At 69.6% G+C, this 17857-nt stretch carries 13 protein-coding genes; 5 read left to right on the top strand and 8 right to left on the bottom strand.

The genetic code is table 11. The features are described from left to right. Window positions 1-27 precede the first annotated feature (27 nt). The 8 genes from AB0N81_RS30640 to eccE form a co-directional block, all read right to left on the bottom strand. Window positions 28-1029 carry an ABC transporter ATP-binding protein gene (locus AB0N81_RS30640; protein ID WP_365363989.1) on the bottom strand — a complete coding sequence of 334 codons (1002 nt, stop codon included), beginning with the start codon at window positions 1027-1029 and terminating at the stop codon, window positions 28-30. Between the two features lie 52 nt (window positions 1030-1081). Continuing rightward, window positions 1082-2128: an ABC transporter ATP-binding protein gene (locus AB0N81_RS30635; RefSeq protein ID WP_365364141.1), complete on the bottom strand. Its 1047-nt coding sequence runs from the start codon at window positions 2126-2128 to the stop codon at window positions 1082-1084. Between the two features lie 23 nt (window positions 2129-2151). Beyond that, entirely contained in the window at window positions 2152-3123 is a 972-nt protein-coding gene (locus AB0N81_RS30630) for an ABC transporter permease (RefSeq protein ID WP_365363986.1), read from the bottom strand. Beyond that, on the bottom strand, window positions 3120-4214 hold the full coding sequence (locus AB0N81_RS30625) for an ABC transporter permease (RefSeq protein ID WP_365363983.1): 1095 nt from the start codon (window positions 4212-4214) through the stop codon (window positions 3120-3122). The genes AB0N81_RS30630 and AB0N81_RS30625 overlap by 4 nt, the downstream gene beginning before the upstream one ends. 3 nt (window positions 4215-4217) lie before the next feature. Next, entirely contained in the window at window positions 4218-6152 is a 1935-nt protein-coding gene (locus tag AB0N81_RS30620; RefSeq protein WP_365363981.1) for an ABC transporter substrate-binding protein, read from the bottom strand. A gap of 373 nt (window positions 6153-6525) precedes the next feature. Then, on the bottom strand, window positions 6526-10029 hold the full coding sequence (locus AB0N81_RS30615; RefSeq protein WP_365363980.1) for an SCO5717 family growth-regulating ATPase: 3504 nt from the start codon (window positions 10027-10029) through the stop codon (window positions 6526-6528). Between the two features lie 305 nt (window positions 10030-10334). Beyond that, window positions 10335-11078: a hypothetical protein gene (locus AB0N81_RS30610; RefSeq protein WP_365363978.1), complete on the bottom strand. Its 744-nt coding sequence runs from the start codon at window positions 11076-11078 to the stop codon at window positions 10335-10337. Then, window positions 11078-12412, bottom strand: coding sequence for a type VII secretion protein EccE (gene eccE / locus AB0N81_RS30605; protein ID WP_365363976.1), 1335 nt, complete (start codon window positions 12410-12412; stop codon window positions 11078-11080). The genes AB0N81_RS30610 and eccE overlap by 1 nt, the downstream gene beginning before the upstream one ends. A gap of 174 nt (window positions 12413-12586) precedes the next feature. Between eccE and eccB the strand changes: the two genes are divergently transcribed. The 5 genes from eccB to AB0N81_RS30580 all read left to right on the top strand — a co-directional run bounded on the left by eccB (window position 12587) and on the right by AB0N81_RS30580 (window position 17779). After that, the gene (eccB, locus tag AB0N81_RS30600) at window positions 12587-14116 is read left to right on the top strand and encodes a type VII secretion protein EccB (RefSeq protein ID WP_365363974.1); all 1530 of its coding nucleotides are present in this window, start codon (window positions 12587-12589) and stop codon (window positions 14114-14116) included. Window positions 14117-14233: 117 nt separating this feature from the next. Then, window positions 14234-15400, top strand: coding sequence for a type VII secretion-associated serine protease mycosin (gene mycP / locus AB0N81_RS30595; protein ID WP_365364139.1), 1167 nt, complete (start codon window positions 14234-14236; stop codon window positions 15398-15400). Between the two features lie 95 nt (window positions 15401-15495). Continuing rightward, window positions 15496-16887, top strand: a complete 1392-nt coding sequence (locus tag AB0N81_RS30590) for a PQQ-binding-like beta-propeller repeat protein (protein ID WP_365363972.1) — start codon at window positions 15496-15498, stop codon at window positions 16885-16887. Window positions 16888-17105: 218 nt separating this feature from the next. Then, window positions 17106-17438 carry a WXG100 family type VII secretion target gene (locus AB0N81_RS30585; protein WP_365363970.1) on the top strand — a complete coding sequence of 111 codons (333 nt, stop codon included), beginning with the start codon at window positions 17106-17108 and terminating at the stop codon, window positions 17436-17438. A 32-nt stretch (window positions 17439-17470) separates the two neighbouring features. After that, window positions 17471-17779 (top strand): WXG100 family type VII secretion target, encoded by a 309-nt coding sequence (locus tag AB0N81_RS30580; protein WP_365363968.1) that lies wholly within the window; start codon window positions 17471-17473, stop codon window positions 17777-17779. Window positions 17780-17857 lie beyond the last annotated feature (78 nt).

Raw genomic sequence — 17857 nt, 5'->3', positions numbered from 1 at the left:
CACCGGCGGTCAGCCGCGTACGAAACCCTAAGAAGCCGAGCTCGCGGCGGCAGCCCAGTGGCAGGCCACCTGCGTCTCACCGGCCCCGGAGAGCACATCCAGATCCTCTCCGCGGCAGCGGTCGGCGACCCCCGCCCGCTCTGCCTCGCCGGAGGCGAGCACCTGACACCGCGCGTGGAACCGGCACCCCCCTGGAATCCGCGAGGGGTCCGGCGGCTCGCCCGTGAGGACCACCGGGTCGCCGGGCGCCTCCGGCAGGACGGACAACAGCGCCTGCGTGTAAGGGTGCTGAGGAGACGTCAGCACCTCCTCCACCGTTCCCGTCTCGACGATCCGGCCCAGGTACATCACCGCGACCCGGTCCGCGATGTTCCAGGCCAGCCCGAGATCGTGCGTCACCACCAGCGCGGACAGGCCGAGTTCGTCGCGCAGCCGGAGCAGCAGCGCGAGGATCTCGCCGCGTACGGACGCGTCGAGGGATGCCACCGGCTCGTCGGCGACGATGAGTTCGGGTTCGAGGACCAGCGCGCCCGCGATGACGACTCGCTGGCGCTGGCCGCCCGACAGCTCGTGCGGATAGCGCAGGAAGAAGCGCTCCGGCGGCCGCAGCCCGGCCCGCGAGAGCGCCTCGGCGACCGCGGCCCGCTCGTCGCCCGCGTACCTGTGGATGCGCAGCCCCTCCGCCACGGCGTCGTACACCGTGTGCCGGGGGTTGAGGGACCCGCTGGGGTCCTGCAGAACCAGCTGGACCCGCTTGCGGTACGCCTTGAGGGCGCGGCTCGAGTAGTCCAGCGGCAGGCCGCCGAACGTCACCTTGCCGGAGGTCGGCGGCACCAGGCCGAGCAGCGAACGGGCCAGCGTCGTCTTGCCGCAGCCCGACTCGCCGACCAGGGCGACGATCTCGCCGCCCTTGATGTCGAGGTCGACGCCGTCCACGGCACGGGCGGTCGGCGCGCCACGACGGCCGGGGAAGGCGATGTGCAGGCCGTCGGCGGTCAGCAGCGGGCCGCCGGATTCCTGAGCGGTCATGCGCGGTTCCTCTTCACGGTTCGCTGGTTCGCGGGCTCACGGAGGCTCTCGGTCACGGCGTGCGCTCCGCCGCCGGGGGTGCCGATGTGGGCTGCGCGGGGAGCGGTGCGCCCGCGTGCACACACGCCGCGCGGTGGTGCGGTCCCGCGTCCCGCAGGGCCTGGTCCTCCGTGGCGCAGGAGTCGAGGGCGACCGGGCAGCGGGGATGGAACGTGCAGCCCGTGGGGAGCGCCGACGGGTCGGGCGGGTCGCCCGGCAGGCCGCGCGGCGCGAACCGCGACGAGGGGTCGCCGATGCGCGGGAAGGCGGCCGACAGGGCCTTTCCGTAGGGGTGCCGCGCGCTCTCGTAGACCTGCGTGGCCGGGCCCTCCTCGACGACGCGGCCCGCGTACATCACGGCGAGCCGGTCGCAGGTGTCGGAGAGCACGGCCAGGTCATGGCTGATCATCAACAGGCCGAGGTCCTGGTCGGCCACCAACTGCTCGATCAGACGCAGGATCTGGGCCTGGATCATCACGTCGAGCGCGGTGGTGGGCTCGTCGGCGATGATCAACCGCGGGTCGCAGGCGAGCGCCATCGCGATCATCACGCGCTGCCGCTGGCCGCCGGACAGCTCGTGCGGGTACGCGTCCGCGCGCGCGGCGGGCAGCCCCACGTGTTCGAGGAGCTCGCCCACCTTCTTCTTCGCGCCGCCCTGCGTCGCCTTCTTGTGCAGCAGGATCGGCTCGGCGATCTGGTCGCCGACGCGGTGGACGGCGTTCAGCGAGTGCATCGCGCCCTGGAAGACGATCGAGGCGCCCGCCCAGCGCACCGCGCGGACCTGCCCCCACTTCATGGTGAGGACGTCCTCGCCGTCGAGCAGGATCTCGCCGGACACCTTGGTGCCGGCGGGCAGCAGCCGCAGCAGGGCGAGGGCGAGCGTGGACTTGCCGCAGCCCGACTCGCCGGCCACGCCGAGTTTGTGGCCCGCGTCGACGTGGAGGTTCACGCCGCGGACCGCCGCGGCGCCGTTCGCGTACGTCACTTCGAGGTCGCGCACGTCGAGGAGGCGCTGCTCGGCCGCCCGGGTCGCTTCGGCCGCTCCGGTCGCTCTGGTCATGTCGGTCGCTCTGGTCATGTCGGTCAACGGGAGGCCCCCAGCCTGGGGTTGAGCACGGATTCCACGGCGCGGCCGCACAGCGTGAACGCCAGCGCGACGGCGGCGATGGCGAGTCCGGGCGGCGCGAGGTACCACCAGTGGCCCGCGCTGACCGCGCCCGCCTCGCGCGCGTCCTGCAGCAGACCGCCCCACGACACGCTCGTCGGGTCGCCGAGGCCGAGGAACGCGAGCGTGGCCTCGGTGAGGATGGCGCCGGAGATGACCAGCGTCGTCTGCGCGAGGACGAGCGGCATGACGTTGGGCAGGACGTGCCGGGCCATGATGTGGCCGTGGCCGCCGCCCAGCGCCTGGGCGCGCTCGATGTACGGGCGCGACTCCACCGCGAGGGTCTGCGCGCGGACCAGCCGGGCCGTGGTCGGCCAGGTCGTCACGCCGATCGCCAGGATGATGGTCCAGATCGTGCCGGACATCACCGCGGCGAGGGCGATGGCGAGCACCAGCGTCGGCATCACCAGGAACCAGTCGGTGACGCGCATGATCACGGTGGCGTACCAGCCCTTGAAGTGGCCTGCCGTGATGCCGACCAGGGTGCCGATGGCCACCGAGAGGATGGCCGCGAGCAGCCCTACGGAGAGCGAGATACGGGCGCCCCACACCAGGAGCCCCAGCAGGTCGCGCCCGAACTGGTCGGTGCCCAGCGGGAATTCACCGCTCGGCGACTCCATCGGCTTGCCCGGCGCCTCTGTCACGCTCTGCGCGTCGGAGCCGACGAGCAGCGGCGCGAAGACCGCGGCGAGCCCGATCAGGACGAGCGCGAGGAGGCCGACGAGCCCGGCCCGGTGGGTGCGGTACTCCCGCCAGAAGCGTGCGAGGGAGTGCCTGCGGCGGGTCCAGGCGAGCGACCGCGCGCTCTTCGCGGTCGCCGCGGCCGGTGCGGGACCGGCCGGTGCGGGATCGGTGGGTGCGGGGTTGGTCGGTGCGGATTCGGTCGTCATCGGCCCACCCGGGGATCGAGCAGCGGATAGATCACGTCGGCCAGGGTGTTCATCAGGATCACCGCGGCCGAGAACACGAAGAACAGCCCCTGCACCAGCGGCAGGTCGGGCACGCTCAGCGCCGCGTAGAAGAGTCCGCCGAGCCCCGGCCAGGAGAAGACGGTCTCGACGAGGATCGCACCCGCCACGACCGTGCCGAGGTTGACGAACATCAGGGTGACGGTCGGCAGCATCGCGTTGGGCACGGCGTGCCGACGCCGTACGAGATCGTCGCGCAGCCCCTTGGCGCGCGCGGTCGTCAGATAGTCGCTGCCCATCTCGTCGAGCAGCGAGGAGCGCATGACCAGCAGCGTCTGCGCGTACCCGACGGCGACCAGGGTGATGACCGGCAGCACCATGTGGTGCGCGACGTCGATGACGTACGCGAAGCCGGTCTCGCCCCCGGACTCCAGGCCGCCGGTCGGGAACATGCCGGGAATCGGCCCGATGCCCACCGCGAAGGTGATGATCAGGAGCAGCCCGAGCCAGAAGGACGGCACGGAGTACAGCGTCAGGGCGAGCCCGGTGTTCAAGCGGTCACCGAGCTTCCCGTTGCGCCAGGCGGTGCGCGTGCCGAGCCAGATGCCGATGATCGTGTAGAGGACGTACGCCGTTCCGGTGAGCAGGAGCGTCGCGGGCAGCGCCTCCGTGATCTTCTCCATCACGGGGGCGTGGAACTGGTACGACGTGCCGAAGTCGCCGCTCAGAACATTGCCGGTGTAGTCCCAGAACTGGGCCATCACCGGTTTGTCGAGGCCGAACTCCTTGCGCATCGCGGCCAGTTGCTCAGCCGATACGCGCTTGCCGCCCGTCATCTGCTTGACGGGGTCGCCGGGGATCAGCCGGAACAGGAAGAAGCTGGTGACGAGCACGGCGAACAGCGACACGACCGCGCCGCCGATCTTGCCCGCCACATAGAGGAGGTAGGCGCGGGTGTTGCGGGCACGCGGCCCGCGGGCCGACGCCGGCCCGGCCTCCGCCGGGTCGCCGTCGGCCCCTGGGCCCAGAGGGCCCTCGGTGTCGAGCAGTGCGGGATTGCTGTCAGCGGTCATGCGTTACTCGCGGTCCTCTGCGGTAGAACGGCGGCGCAGGGCGAACAGGACTCCGCCGCCCACGAGCACCACCGCGGCAGCGGCGATACCGATGATGACACCGGTCGAGCTGCCGTCCTTGGAGGAACTCTTCCCATCCGCGGGAACGGCTGACCACCAGCTCCAATATCCATCCTGACCGTAGATGTTGCCCGCGTCCTTCGGCATGGTGGTGATGGACTTGATCTGGTCGGTGCGGTACGCCTCGACGGCGTTCGGGTACGCGAGCACGTTCATGTACCCGGAGTCGTACAGCCACGACTGCATCTGCTTGACGATGTCGGCGCGCTTGGCGGGGTCGTACTCCGCGAGCTGCTTCGCGTACAGGTCGTCGTACTTCTTGTCGCAGATGAAGTTGTCGGTGGCGGCGCTCTCCTTGGCCTTCTCCGGCAGCGCGGCGCAGGTGTGGATGCCGAGCACGAAGTCCGGGTCGGGGTTGACGGACCAGCCGTCGAAGGCGAGGTCGTACTCACCCGCGTACCAGGGCACGGACACGTCGTCGAGGCAGTTGACCTTCAGCCCGATGCCGAGGTCCCCCCACCACTCCTTCAGGTACTTGCCCACGGCCTTGTCATTGGGGTCCGTGGCGTGACACAGAATGCGGAAGTCCAACGGCTTGCCGTCTTTCCCGACCCGCTTGCCGTCACTGTTCTCCTTGTACCCCGCCTCGTCGAGGAGCTCGGCCGCCCGCTTCGGGTCGTACTTGATCGCCTGTTCGGCGGAGGGCTTCCAGGCGTACTCGGAGAAGCGCGGCGGAATGTATCCCGCGCCCTCGACGGCCTGCCCCTGGAAGACCTTGTCGACCAGCGCCTCGCGGTCGACGGAGAGGAAGAGTGCCTGGCGGACCTTCTTGTCCAGCAGCGCCGGGTGGCCGTCGCCGAACTTCTTGCCGTCACGGGTCTTGGCGCCCGGGTTGGTGGCGAGGGCGAAGAAGCGCCGCCCCGGCCCCTCGTTCACCTTGATGTCGTCCTCGTTCTTCAGGGAATCGGCCTGCGCGGGAGTGAGCGCGGGCTGCCCGGCGACGAACGACACCTCGCCCTTCCTGAGGGCGGAGACGGCCGCGTCCTGGTCCTTGTACGTCTTGAATACCAGCTCGTCGAACTTGGGCGCGCCCCGCCAGAAGTTCTTGTTGGCCTTGAGCTTCACGTACTGGTCGACCTTGTAGTCCGTCAGGATGAACGGGCCGTTGCCGACGACGGGGAAGTCCTTGTCGTTGTTGAACTTCGAGATGTTGTCGACCTTCTCCCAGACGTGCTTGGGAACGATCGGCACGTCGAGGGCGGCCATCGTGGCCTGCGGCTTCTTCAGCTCGATGACCAGCTTGGTGGGGCTGGGCGCGGTCACCTTCTTGAAGTTGGTGACGAAGTTGGAGTTCGCGGTGGCGGTGCCCTCCTTGGACATCACCTTGTTGAACGTCCAGGCCGCGTCCTCGGCGGTGGCGGGCTTCCCGTCCGACCACTTGGAGTCGTCCCGGATGGTGTACGTCCAGGTCAGCTTGTCGGCCGACGGCTTCCAGTCGGTGGCGAACCCGTCGATCGCCTTGTTGTTCTTGGCGTCGTAGTTCGTCAGGTACTCGTACGTCAGCCGGTGCATGCTGGTGCTGAGCAGCCGCTGGGCGAGGAACGGACTGAGCGAGTCGACGCTCTGCGCCACGGCGACGGTGAGCACCTTCTTCTCGCCGTCGGCCTTGGCCTCAGCGTCCTGCGGGGCCGGATTGAGCGGCGTAGCGAGACCGGCCGTCAGAGTGAACGCGGCGGCTCCACCGGCGAGCACGAGCCTCAGGCGGCCGCGGGGACGGTGCGGTGCGGCTGTCGTCGATGCTGCTGCCTTCGGTGCGGCAGTCTTCGGTACTGCTGTCTTCGGTACTGCTGGTCTGCCGTGCTGATCTTGTGTGTCCATGGGTCGGTGACCTCGCGTCATCGCTCGCGCAGGGATGGCTGGTTGCACGCTGGTGGATCAAGAAGTGTCAGCTGGTTGCTGTGTGTTTACCAGCGCCAGTCTGCACGCGTCAACGGCGGGTGAACCCCATGTGGCCTGCGGAAATAACGAGTTGACCGGGATTTCATCCGCATTGGTCAAGACCACTGACGCGTGGCTGGTGAGGGGGTGACGGCGGGGACGGAGGGGCCTGACCTGCCGGTCTGCGCGGAGCGCGCGGAGTACTCAGGCGGTACGCCAGTGGGCCCGCACCGAGGAACGGTGCGGGCCCACTGTGGTGCTGCGCGGTGGCTACTGCTGCGGAGGCGGCGGCTGCTGGAACGGCGCGCCGGGCTCAACGGGGGGGCGGGGCCTGGCCGTCCTGGGGCTGGGGCTGCGCCTGAGGCTGCTGGGGCTGCTGCCAGCCCTGCGGAGGCGCCGGTTGTTGCGGGTAGGGCTGCTGTCCGGACTGCGGCTGCTGGGGGGCGTACGGCTGCGGCGGCTGCTGCCCCCCGTACGGCTGAGTCTGAACCGGCGGCTGCGGCTGCGGCTGCTGCTGCGGCTGCCCGGTTGCGGGACTCTGCTGCGCGGGGGCCTGCTGCTGCCCCGGCACCTGCTGCTGGCCCGGCACCTGTTGCTGCCCCGGCATCGGCGGAGCCATGTGCGGCGGCGGGTTCCCGTCCGACGTCCACAGCCCCTGCTGCTGCTGAGCCCGTACGAAGTCCTCGGCGACCAGCGCCGAAAGGTTGAAGTACGCCTCCCGCACCTTCGGCCGCATCATGTCGAGATCGACCTCGGCACCGGCGGCGAGGTGCTCGTCGAAGGGAATGACGACAACGCCCCGGCACCGCGTCTCGAAGTGCGACACGATGTCGTCCACCTTGATCATCTTGCCGGTCTCGCGCACACCGGAGATGACGGTGAGGGACCGCGAGACGAGGTCGGCGTACCCGTGCGCGGACAGCCAGTCCAGCGTCGTCGACGCACTGCTCGCACCGTCCACGGACGGCGTCGAGATGATGATCAGCTGATCGGCGAGGTCGAGGACCCCGCGCATGGCGCTGTACAGCAGCCCCGTACCGGAGTCGGTCAGGATGATCGGGTACTGCTTCCCCAGTACGTCGATCGCGCGCCGGTAGTCCTCGTCGTTGAAGGTGGTCGACACGGCGGGGTCGACGTCGTTGGCGATGATCTCGAGCCCGGACGGTGCCTGCGAGGTGAAGCGGCGGATGTCCATGTACGAGTTGATGTACGGGATCGCCTGGACGAGGTCACGGATCGTGGCCCCCGTCTCGCGCCGCACGCGCCGGCCGAGCGTACCGGCGTCGGGGTTGGCGTCGATCGCGAGGATCTTGTCCTGTCGCTCGGTGGCGAGCGTGGAGCCCAGCGCGGTGGTGGTGGTCGTCTTGCCGACACCACCCTTGAGGCTGATGACGGCGATCCGGTAGCAGGACAGCACCGGCGTCCGGATCAGCTCCAACTTGCGCTGCCGCTCGGCCTCTTCCTTCTTGCCGCCCAGCTTGAACCGCGAACCGCCGCCGGTGGGCCGGCTGCTCTTGGCCTTCGTCCTGGTGTTGCGCAGCAGCCGGTCGGAGGACAGCTCCACGGCGGCGGTGTAGCCGAGCGGAGCCCCGGGGTTCGTACGCTCCCGCTGATCGTGCCGCATGGCCTGCGGCCAGGCGGCGCCGGTGCGGGGGTCGATGGGGCCTTGGGGCTGCTGGGGGGCCTGGGGCTGGGCCGGAGGCTGGGCCTGGGCCTGGGGCTGGGCTTGTGGCTGTGGCTGAGCTTGAGGTGCCTGCGGCTGCTGGTTCGGCAGGGGCTGCGCCCCGGGAACGCCTTGCTGCCCGGGGATGGGCTGCTGTCCGGGGAACGGCTGCTGCCCAGGCTGAACGGGCTGCTGCCCGTGCGGCGGGGGCGCCTGCGGGAACCCGTAGCCACTGCCCTGAGCAGGCGCTTCAGGGCCGACGGGCGCGGCGGGGGCGGGGGCGGAGTTCTGCGGGGGAGGGGCGGGCGCGAAGGGTGCGCCTGGTGCGGCGGGTGCGGCAGGTGCGGCGGGTGCGGATTGCGGGAATCCGTAGCTGCCCTGGGGCGCGGGCGGGGTGGAGGTCTGCGTGGGTGGGGCGGGCGCGAAGGGTGCGCCGGGTGCGGTGGGGGTGGACTGCGGGAATGCGTAGCCGGTCTGCGGTGCCTGCGGGGTGGCAGGTGCGGGTGGGGTGGAGTCCTGGGTGGGTGGGGCGGGGGTGAAGGGTGCGCCGGGTGCGGCGGGGGTGGACTGCGGGAACCCGTAGCCGGTCTGCGGTGCTTGCGGGGTGGAGTCCTGGGTGGGCGGGGCGGGTGTGAAGGGTGCGGCCGGGGTGGACTGCGGGAACCCGTAGCCGGTCTGCGGTGCTTGCGGAGCGGCGGGTGCCGGTGCAGGCGCAGATGCGGGCGCAGGCGTGGGCGTGGACGCAGGCCAGGTGCCGGGCGCGGCTTGAGGCGCCTGCGGCTGAACCGGCGCAGCCGGCGGGCTCTGCGGAGCCTGCGCCTGGGCGGGCTCGGCCGCAGGCTGCTGCACGGGCTGCGGCGCCGACGGGGCAGTCGGCGCAGTCGGCGCAGCCGCAGGCGGCGCGGGCCACTGCGGCGCGGCGGCCGGAGCCGCAGGCTGGTACGCGGGCGGCAGCGGAGGCAACATGTCCTGAGGCGAGGGCGGCGGCGGCCACGGCGACGCCACGGAGTCCCGCACGGCGGCGTCGTCATCACCGTCATCACCGACGGAGCCGGACGAACCACCTTCCTCGTCTACGGAAGCGGAGTCATCGTCAGCCACGGCGCGGCCACGCGACTCCTCCTCACCAACCGGCCCCTGCTCCTGCTCCTGCTTCTGCTCCTCCTCGGCAACCTCTCCCCGCTCCTGGGCCGGGACCTCGTCCGCGCTTCCTTCCGCATCGGACGCGTCCTCGTCAGGGAGGTCGGCCTTCGCGGCCTCGTCCGCGGCAGCGGCCCGCTCCTCGAACTCCCGCTTCAGGGCGCGAGCGGAGAACCGCATGGTGGCGCCGCTCTCGAGATCACCACCGCCAAGGCTCTCACCGACGGGCGAAACGACGTCACGGCCCTGCTCGCGGCCCTGGCCCTGATCCTCGCCCGCATCCTTATCCGCAGCCTCGGCGAGGGCATCGACCTCGTTCTTGGGCACGACGCCCGTCACATGCACGGAAGCCGCGGGCCCGGCGAGGGCCCCGCTCCAGTCGGAGGCCCCACCACCGGAAGCGGCGGGCGGCACGGAAGAGGGACCAGCGGAAGGCGCAGAAGGCGCAGGGGAAGCAGAAGGCGCCTCAGCACCGTCCCCCTCCACCTCATCCACAGATGCCCCACCCACGGACGCCTCATCCACGGAATCCGGGGCCGCAGGCTGGAACCCACTCCCCACGGGCAGCTTCGGCACCACACTCGGAACGCCCGCGGCAGGCGGCCCCAGGGGCAGCGGCGGAGGCGGGGGAGCGGAGAAGGACGGCATGGCGGGCGGCGCAGGGGCAGCCGGAACGGAATCCGCACCCGACGCACCCGACGCATCCAACGCATCCGAGGACTCCGAAGAGGCATCCGCCGAAACGGAATCCGGCGCAACGGAGCCCACCGGAGCGGAATCGGACGACGCGGAGACAGTCGGCGTGGAAACGGACGACGTGGAGACAGGCGGCGTAGAAACGGGCGGCGCCGAAGGCGTCTCACCCGCACTGCCGGAAGCGTTCTGCGTGTACCAGGCAGGCGGCGCGTAGTCGATGGTGAACTCGCCCGTCGTCTCGGCAGCGGACTCCGCGTCGGACTGATCATCGACGGGTGAGTCCCAGCCCCCGCGGATCTCGTCCCGATCGCTGTTCACAATGCCTCCTGGTGTGGTCGAGCACCCTCGTGCCGTGGTGGGGGGCGACCGTTCCTGTCGTCCGATCCGCCTGGCTCTCCCCGTTGCAGACGCGCACCACCCGTTCGAGGGTTCTGGCGACGCGCACTGTCCCAGCCTAATCACCAAAACCACCAGCACGGCAGGGCAGTCCACCCCACCAATGCTGTCCATCGCGTCACGCCCCATCCGGCAGGGACCCACGTACATCAAACCGTGACGGACGAACCCCCCAACACCTGACAGAGCCCCCCGAAGCGCCCGACGCCGTCTCCCCCTCAGTCCATTCAGTCCATCCGCCGAGCGGTACCCAACAATCCGGTCTCGGCGTCGGTGGCCTGCGTCATCACGTACTGCCGGTCACGATCGGCACACCACAACGTCACCCCGTCGGCAAGCGTCGGCAGCGAATCGACATCTCCCGCCGGCAGCCCCAGCAGCCGCCCGATCTGCACCGCCTCATCGGGCGACACCCGCTGCACGCCCACCAGCCGCGCCTGCCTGACGAGCCGAGGAGCGACGGGACTCAGATAGGGCAGCACCGTCAGCACGGACTGCCAGGGAGCGGAGACGACCCGCCCCCGAGGCGGCCGCATCCCGCAGTCCCGCACGACAAGCACGGGACTCCCCGCGGACGCCCCCTGCGGCGGCACCCGCCCCACGTCATGCACGGCCATCCCACTCGGCCCCACCCCGAGCGCCTGCACCAACTGCGCCCAGGCCCCGGCCCGCCCGGTCTCCACAGCCACCCGCGCCCCGGTCGCAGCGGCCCGCAACGCGATGACCTGCGCCGTCCACAGCCCACCGATGAAGACCATGTCGTACGGGGTGGGCCGGTTGACGCCGAGCACGGCGGGCCTGCCGTCGGCGTCGACGCCTATGACCACGCCGTCGTCCCCGATGGGCAGGTTGAGCTCGGGCAAGGAATCCAGGGGAAGCGCATGCCGAGGGTGCCGAGGCCCGATCAGGCCGAAGCCCGAGCGAATCCGCTGCCGGGCGCGGGCCGCCACCGAAGGCGTCGGTGCAGTCATCAGCGCGCGCCCCCGAGCGGCAGAGTGGCAAGGGTTCCGGGAAGCTGCTCACGGTCGAGTCGCACGAGACCGATCTTCTCCTGCCGCGCGGCATGCTCCAACGCGCGCCGTGCGGAGACGAGTTCCGCGTCTCCGCGCCCCGTCACACGCATGTGCCCGCACAGCGAAACCTCCCTGCGGTCGTCGAGTCGCAGTGTCAGGCTGAATGTGGTCGCCAGTGCCGGGATCGCCGTGAGCGAGGCCACGAGTTGCGGGAGGGGCCGACCCGCGGAACCCCCGAGGTGCGGCCAGCGCCGTACCCAGTACGTCGTGTGCCTGCGGTTGTCGCAGCGCCACGACCGTGCCGTCTCCTCGGTCCGGCGCTCCGGCGCTTCGGTACGCCCGGCCTGGGCCGTGACCAGCGGATTGGCTCCCGCGGACGTGGCGACGGCGGACGTCAGCTCTTGCTCGTCGAGCACCGTGACCCGGAAGCCTGCCCCGGTCAGCCGGCTCGCCAGCTGGTCGACGGCCCGCACCACACACTTCTGCGCTCCGAGCAGTCCCCCTCCGCGCGCCGTCACAGCCTCAGGGCAGAGCTCCGGGTCGAGCTTGAGGGCGATCCAGGTGATGCGGACCGCGGGAGTCCCGGTCTGTGCCTGCAACGGCGCGTAATTGCCGACGGCGACCGACTGCTGCGGCAGATGCAGCGCGGGCGCGGGCTGCGTGTGCAGCACGACTTGCGCGGACTCCAGCCGGATGCCGTCGACTTCGAGCGCGTCCGCCACGAGCCGCAACGGAAGCGGACGTTGCAGCCTGTCGGCACGCAACGAAGTGGCCTCCGACTCGACTTGGAGCACGGCCGTCACGAAAGTGCCGTCTCCGACGATGCCGACGGAGCGGCGGTCCCTGTCGCCGTAGGCGTAGGTCCGCAGTGCGGGATCACATTCGACGGCCGGCGCGAGCCCCGGCTCGGTGCCGGGACGCACCGGGGTGCTGGAAGCCCGCCTCTGCCGTGTGCGCAACGTCCGTGCTGTGCCCAGCCAGTCGGGCAGGGAGCGCCCCCGTCGGCGTACGACCGCCAGAAGAAGCAGCGGTGTGGACACCAGAAGGGCCGGGAGCACGAGGAGTTGGTCCACGGCCCAGGCGCAGAGGAGCAGAGCGGCGGCGACCTCGACCAGGACGAACTGTTGCAGCCGGAACGAACCGTACTGTTGTGCCCGCAACCGCAGTTGGACGGATGCCGGGCCGCGAGCGGCGGTCGCCGTCGGACCCTCGGGCCCGGCCTGCGAACCACCGGGACCGGCGGCCGGAGTGTGTACGCGCGTACGCGATCTGCTCCGTGTGGCCGCAGCCATCACTTCATACCCCCCGAAACCGGCGAATTCCCTTGATAACCACGGTGCTTGCGTGCCCCGGTGCCCTACCCCCTGCGCACGCGTGACTACTCACCCTGCATAGTAGGGGCCGGGTCTTGCAATGGAGGCATGGGGTTCGCGCCCCGACGTGCGGTGGGGGAGAAGCAGGCGCTCATGGCATCACGGCGGGACGAGCTCAACGCGTACACCTTCGCGAAGAAGCGGACGTTGGCGGCATTTCTCCAGCCATCGCCGACGGGGTCCGAAGAAGGGGCGCCGCGTCCCCTGCGGGCCTTCCTGCCGAGCGTGATCACGGGTGTCCTCATTCTGGCCGTGTTCGGTGCCTGGGGGATGTTCCAGCCCAAGGCACCTCCCGGGTGGGACGCCCCCGGCACCCGCGTGATCGTGGGGAAGGATTCGACGACGCGGTACGTCGTACTCAAGACCGGCAAGAAGTCGCGCCTGCACCCCGTCCTCAACCTGGCCTCCGCGCGCCTGCTGATGAACGGCGCCGACTACAAAGTCATCCAGGTCAGCGACAGCATCCTCGATGCGGGCAAACCGCCGCGCGGCCCCATCATCGGCATCCCCTACGCCCCCGACCGGCTCCCTACCGCCGAAGAGGCGGGCAAACCCAAGCGGTGGGGAGTCTGCGAGCAGCCGGCTTCCGGCGGTCGTACGACGCAGGAGGCGACGTTCGTCCTCGCCGACCGGGAAGCGGACAAGATGGACGGTTCCCGGCGACTCCACAAGGGCGAAGTGCTGTACGTGAAGACGCGCACCGGGACGCGCCACCTGGTGGACGCGGCCGGAGTGGCCTACGAGGTCAAGGGGGCCGAGGGGGACCTCTTGGCGGACGCGCTGGTGGGGCCTACCAGGAAACCGCAACTGGTGACCAAGGAGTGGCTGGCCACGCTGCACCGCGGCGACCCGATCCGGTTCCCCCAACTGCCCCCGAGCGTCGGAGAACCGGCCGACGCCTCGGACCAGCTGTCGACCGAGGAGAACCGGGTCGGAATGGTCCTGAAGGCCGAGACGGGCGAGGGCACCAAACACTTCGTGGTGCTACCCGGCAAGGTCCAGCCGATCACCGAATTCACCGCCTGGCTCCTGACCAACTCGCCGCAGACGGCGGAACTGAACATGAACGGCGAAGCCCGCACCGTGGGCCTCCAGGACTTCGCGTCCGCCGACGGCACCTTCGAGGGCGAGGCCGACAAGTGGCCACGGCACCGCACCGTGCAGGTCAACAGCGGCAAGAGCGGCGCCGGCCGGGACACGGTGTGCAGTGTCCTGCGGAACGTGGACGACAAGGGCGGTACGACACTGAGCACTTGGGCCGGCTCGAAGTACCCGGCCGACATCGGTTCCGGTGGCACGAGTACGTACGTGACCCCGGGAACGGGCCTGCTCTACACGCAGGTTCGCGGCACGCAGACCAGGACCGGGTCGCTCTTCCTCGTGACGGACACCGGTCTGCGCTACGCCGTGCAGGCCAACGGTGACAGCGACAGCGAGAAGTCCGACATCGGCGCGGACGACAAGCAACGGCCGGCCGACGGCAGCCCCGAACCCAGTGAGGCCCAGGTCAAGCTCGGCTACAAGAACGTCCGGCCGGCCAAGGTCCCCCTGCCTTGGTCCGACTTTCTCGCCAAAGGACCTCGCCTCGACACCAACAGCGCCCGACAGCCCCAGGGTTCCTGACCCTTGCCACCCCTGATGTCACCGACGGAGAGGACAGAGGTAGCGGTGCCGCCGACGAAGAGAGCGCTGTTGGCCGGGGCTGCCTTGGTCACAATCATCAGCACGGCCACGCCCGTGATGGCTGTCGCCGACGCCAGTACCCGCCCGCACGCACCGGTGCGCCTCGCCGGCAACGGCGCGTGCCAGACCCCCGCCGAGCAGATCAAGGGCCGCCCCTGGCCGCTCCAGCGCGTGCTGCTCGACGAGCTGTGGCAGGACGGGAAGAAGGGCAAGGGCATTCGCGTAGCGGTGATCGATACGGGGGTGGACGACAAGAACCCCCAGCTCACAGACGCGGTGGATGCCCGCGCGGGACGTGACTATCTGTCGAAGGGCAAGGGCGGGGGCCCCACCAAGGACGAGGTCGGTCACGGCACGAAGGTCGCGGGCATCATCGCGGCCCGACCGCACAAGGGAACGGGCTTCGTAGGCATCGCACCGGCCTCGACCATCATCCCGATCCGGCAGAACGACGCCGAGAACAGCGGCGACTCCGACACGATGGCGAAGGCCATCGACCACGCGGTCGCCGAGGGCGCCGATGTCATCAACATCTCCCAGGACACGACGAAGCCTCTGTCTCGCACCTCGGCCCTGGCCGACGCGGTACGTGACGCTCTCGCCGCCAAGGTCGTGGTGGTCGCCTCGGCGGGAAACGACGGGTTGGACGGCAAGGTGAAGAACACCTACCCCGCAGCCTTCGACGGTGTGCTGGCGGTCGCGTCGTCCGACCGCAACAACGAGCGGGCAGCCTTCTCCCAGCCCGGCGACTTCGTCGACGTCGCGGCTCCCGGCGTGGACATCGTGTCCACCGTTCCTGGTGGGGGCCAGTGCACGGACAACGGCACGAGTTTCTCGGCGCCCTTCGTCGCAGGTGTGGCCGCCCTCCTGAAGTCCCGGCACCCGAACTGGAGCCCGGCTCAGATCGCCACCCAGATCGAACAGACGGCGGAGCGTTCCATCAACGGACACGACAACTACGTCGGCTGGGGTGTGATCGATCCCGTACGAGCCATCACCACCTCCGACACCGCCCACCCCGCGACATCGCCGACCCCGGACCCCGGCGTGTCGAAGGCCCCACCACCGGACACGGCGGCTTTCTCGCTCGCCGAGACTCCTCAGGAGCGGTCCGAGCGATACGCGACGTACGCAGTCGGCCTCACCGCGGTCGTGGTGGCAGCAATTGCGGGGGCCGCGGCGGCCCTGCGCGAGGCACGTAGGAGAAGGGACCTCAGAGCGTGAGCTTCGGACCGCCTCCCTCCCCCTTCACCCAGTCGACGCCAGCCACAGACAACGCACCGAGGAGCCGTCGCGGAAAGGCACTCGGATTCGGCGTCGTGGTGCTGGTTCTCGCGCTGTGCGCGGGCGGTTGGGTCCTCTGGCTCGGCCCGGACGACTCGGCCCGGGAAAGCCGCAAGCCACCCGCCGGTCCTGCTTCCCAAGGGCGACTCGACGTCAGAGAGACGGTCGAGAAGCGTCCTGAGAGCGCCACGGGGCAGATGGCGTTCCGGTTCTCCGTCGACGACATGAGCCCGGGGGAGGAGTACGAGATGCCGGGCACCTGGGCGACGGACAAGGTGCTCGCCAAGGGGATCAACAGAACGCTCGTGGGTTTCCAGGTCGGCAAAGACGTCACCACGGACGACGAGATCTGGCGGCTGCCACTCTCCGGCCCCATCTGCGGTGTGACGCGGCACGTGACCGCGGAAGGCCGCACCGCCGTGCTCCACAGAGCTCAGAAGAACGAGGACTCCCTCTGCAACCAGGTGGCGTTCGTCGACATCGACTCGGGCAAGAAGGTCTGGGACCGAGAATTCCCCACTTCGGAATCCATCTTCGGACAGGACCCGACGAGCGTGACGATGACGCGAGCCACGGTCGCCGTCTCCTGGGGCGACGGTTCGACGGCGTACGACATGGACCGAGGGACTCGGCTCTGGACGAACAAAAAGAGCGACGGATGCGCGTACCAAGGCGTGGCGGGCGGACGAGCCCTGCTCACGCTGATGGCCTGCTCGCGGGGCAAGGAAGACGTCACGTACCGAGTCCGGAAACTCGCTCCTCGGACCGGCGCCACCCGGTGGACGCACCGGGTCGCGGGCGGGGTCAAGGACGTCAAGGTACTGTCCGCCGAGCCTCCGGTCATCGCTGTGGGCGCCGGTGGCCTCGGGGCCACGCACCTGTTCTCCCTCGACGACCGAGGGAAACGACGGGCCACCATCGGGCTGGACGGCGGCCGCTACGAGGTCCGGTGTCGGGAGCGTCATGACTACGCCACGATCGATGACTGCCCCTCGACGGTGGTCAGCGACGAGCAGGTGTTTCTCACGAGCCGCCAGGCCGACGAAGCGAACTGGATCACGTCGTTCGACCTGACGACGGGAAAGGCCGTCAGGAAGTTCGACTCAGGCCCCAATCAGTTGTTCTATCCCCTGCGGATGAGCGGCGGCCAGGTTCTCGCATTCCGGGAGAGCAGCGACCACATCACCCCCTTGGGAGTGGTGAGCCTGAATCCGCGAACAGGAAAGGAGACCCCCTACTTCTCATTCGGTCTCCCACCCGAGGCCTGGACGCTCACTTCTCTGGAATTGTCGGACGTGGTCGTCCAGAACGGGCGAATCTTCTTCAGCAGCGTCCGTGCCGAAGGACCGAGCGACAGCGACAAGGACACCCCACAGGTGTCATGGCTGGTTCTCGGCGTCGGGAGCGCAGCAGTGGCACACAACTGACGGCCAATACAGGGCAGTTGTGGAACCAGAATGACTAGAGTGGCGTGTGACATCACGAGTTGATGCCACACGGGGGCGGCGCGGCGTCGCGGATCGCGTGTGTCGGAACACGCGAGACCTGACGCGACCCTTGCCCGCCAGAGCCGGGGGAGCCCTGGCACGGAGTCGAGACGAACAGCGGGTACCGCCGCTGTCTGCACACGAGGAGGGCAAGAGCGATGAGCGTTGATTACAGCAATGACGACCTGACCAAACTGGCGGAGAAGATCCGCAACTTCCACACGGACGTGAGCAAGCGCGTCACATCGCTGAACTCGGTTGTGGACATGATCCAGGCCGGCTGGAAAGGCGCAGCGGGCAAGGAGTTCGACACCCTGCAGCGAGGTGTGAACCAGCACCTGAAGAAGCTCCAGGACAACCTCGTCGACCTGGAAGACGTCATGCGGATGAGCGTCAAGGGATTCGACAGCCACGAGCAGGAGCGGATCGCTCAGATCCGCAAGGTGGACAACTCGTACGAGGTGCCCAGCAAGATCGTCGACCACGCCTGAGACGCTGCGACCGGAAGCCAAGGAGCACCCACATGTCAGTCAACTTCGACCGCACCGCGGTCAACTACGACACCGTCACGACGGCGGCCACCGACGTGCGCAACAACGCCAGGAGCATGGACGAGGGGCTTGAGACCCTCATGCGTGAGGTCGCACGCGTGGCCGAGACCTGGGAAGGCGAAGCCAAGACCGCGTACAGCGAGATCCAGCGACAGAGCAGCGCCGAAATGGACGGCCTCGTGCGCAAACTCCACCGCATTGCCCAGCTCCTGGACGAGTCGGTCGTCGGCTACCAGGACACGGACAAGGGCAACGCCTGGCGTTTCCGCATGCTGAGCTGAGGTCTGCTGGAACGCCGCGAGGTGCGCGGCGGGCGTGAGAAGGGGGAGGGGGCCCGGGCCCCCTCCCCCTTCTCACGC

The organism is Streptomyces sp. NPDC093510 (genome assembly GCF_040683555.1).
Taxonomy (GTDB): Bacteria; Actinomycetota; Actinomycetes; order Streptomycetales; family Streptomycetaceae; genus Streptomyces.
This window is presented reverse-complemented; position numbering and strand designations above follow the sequence as displayed.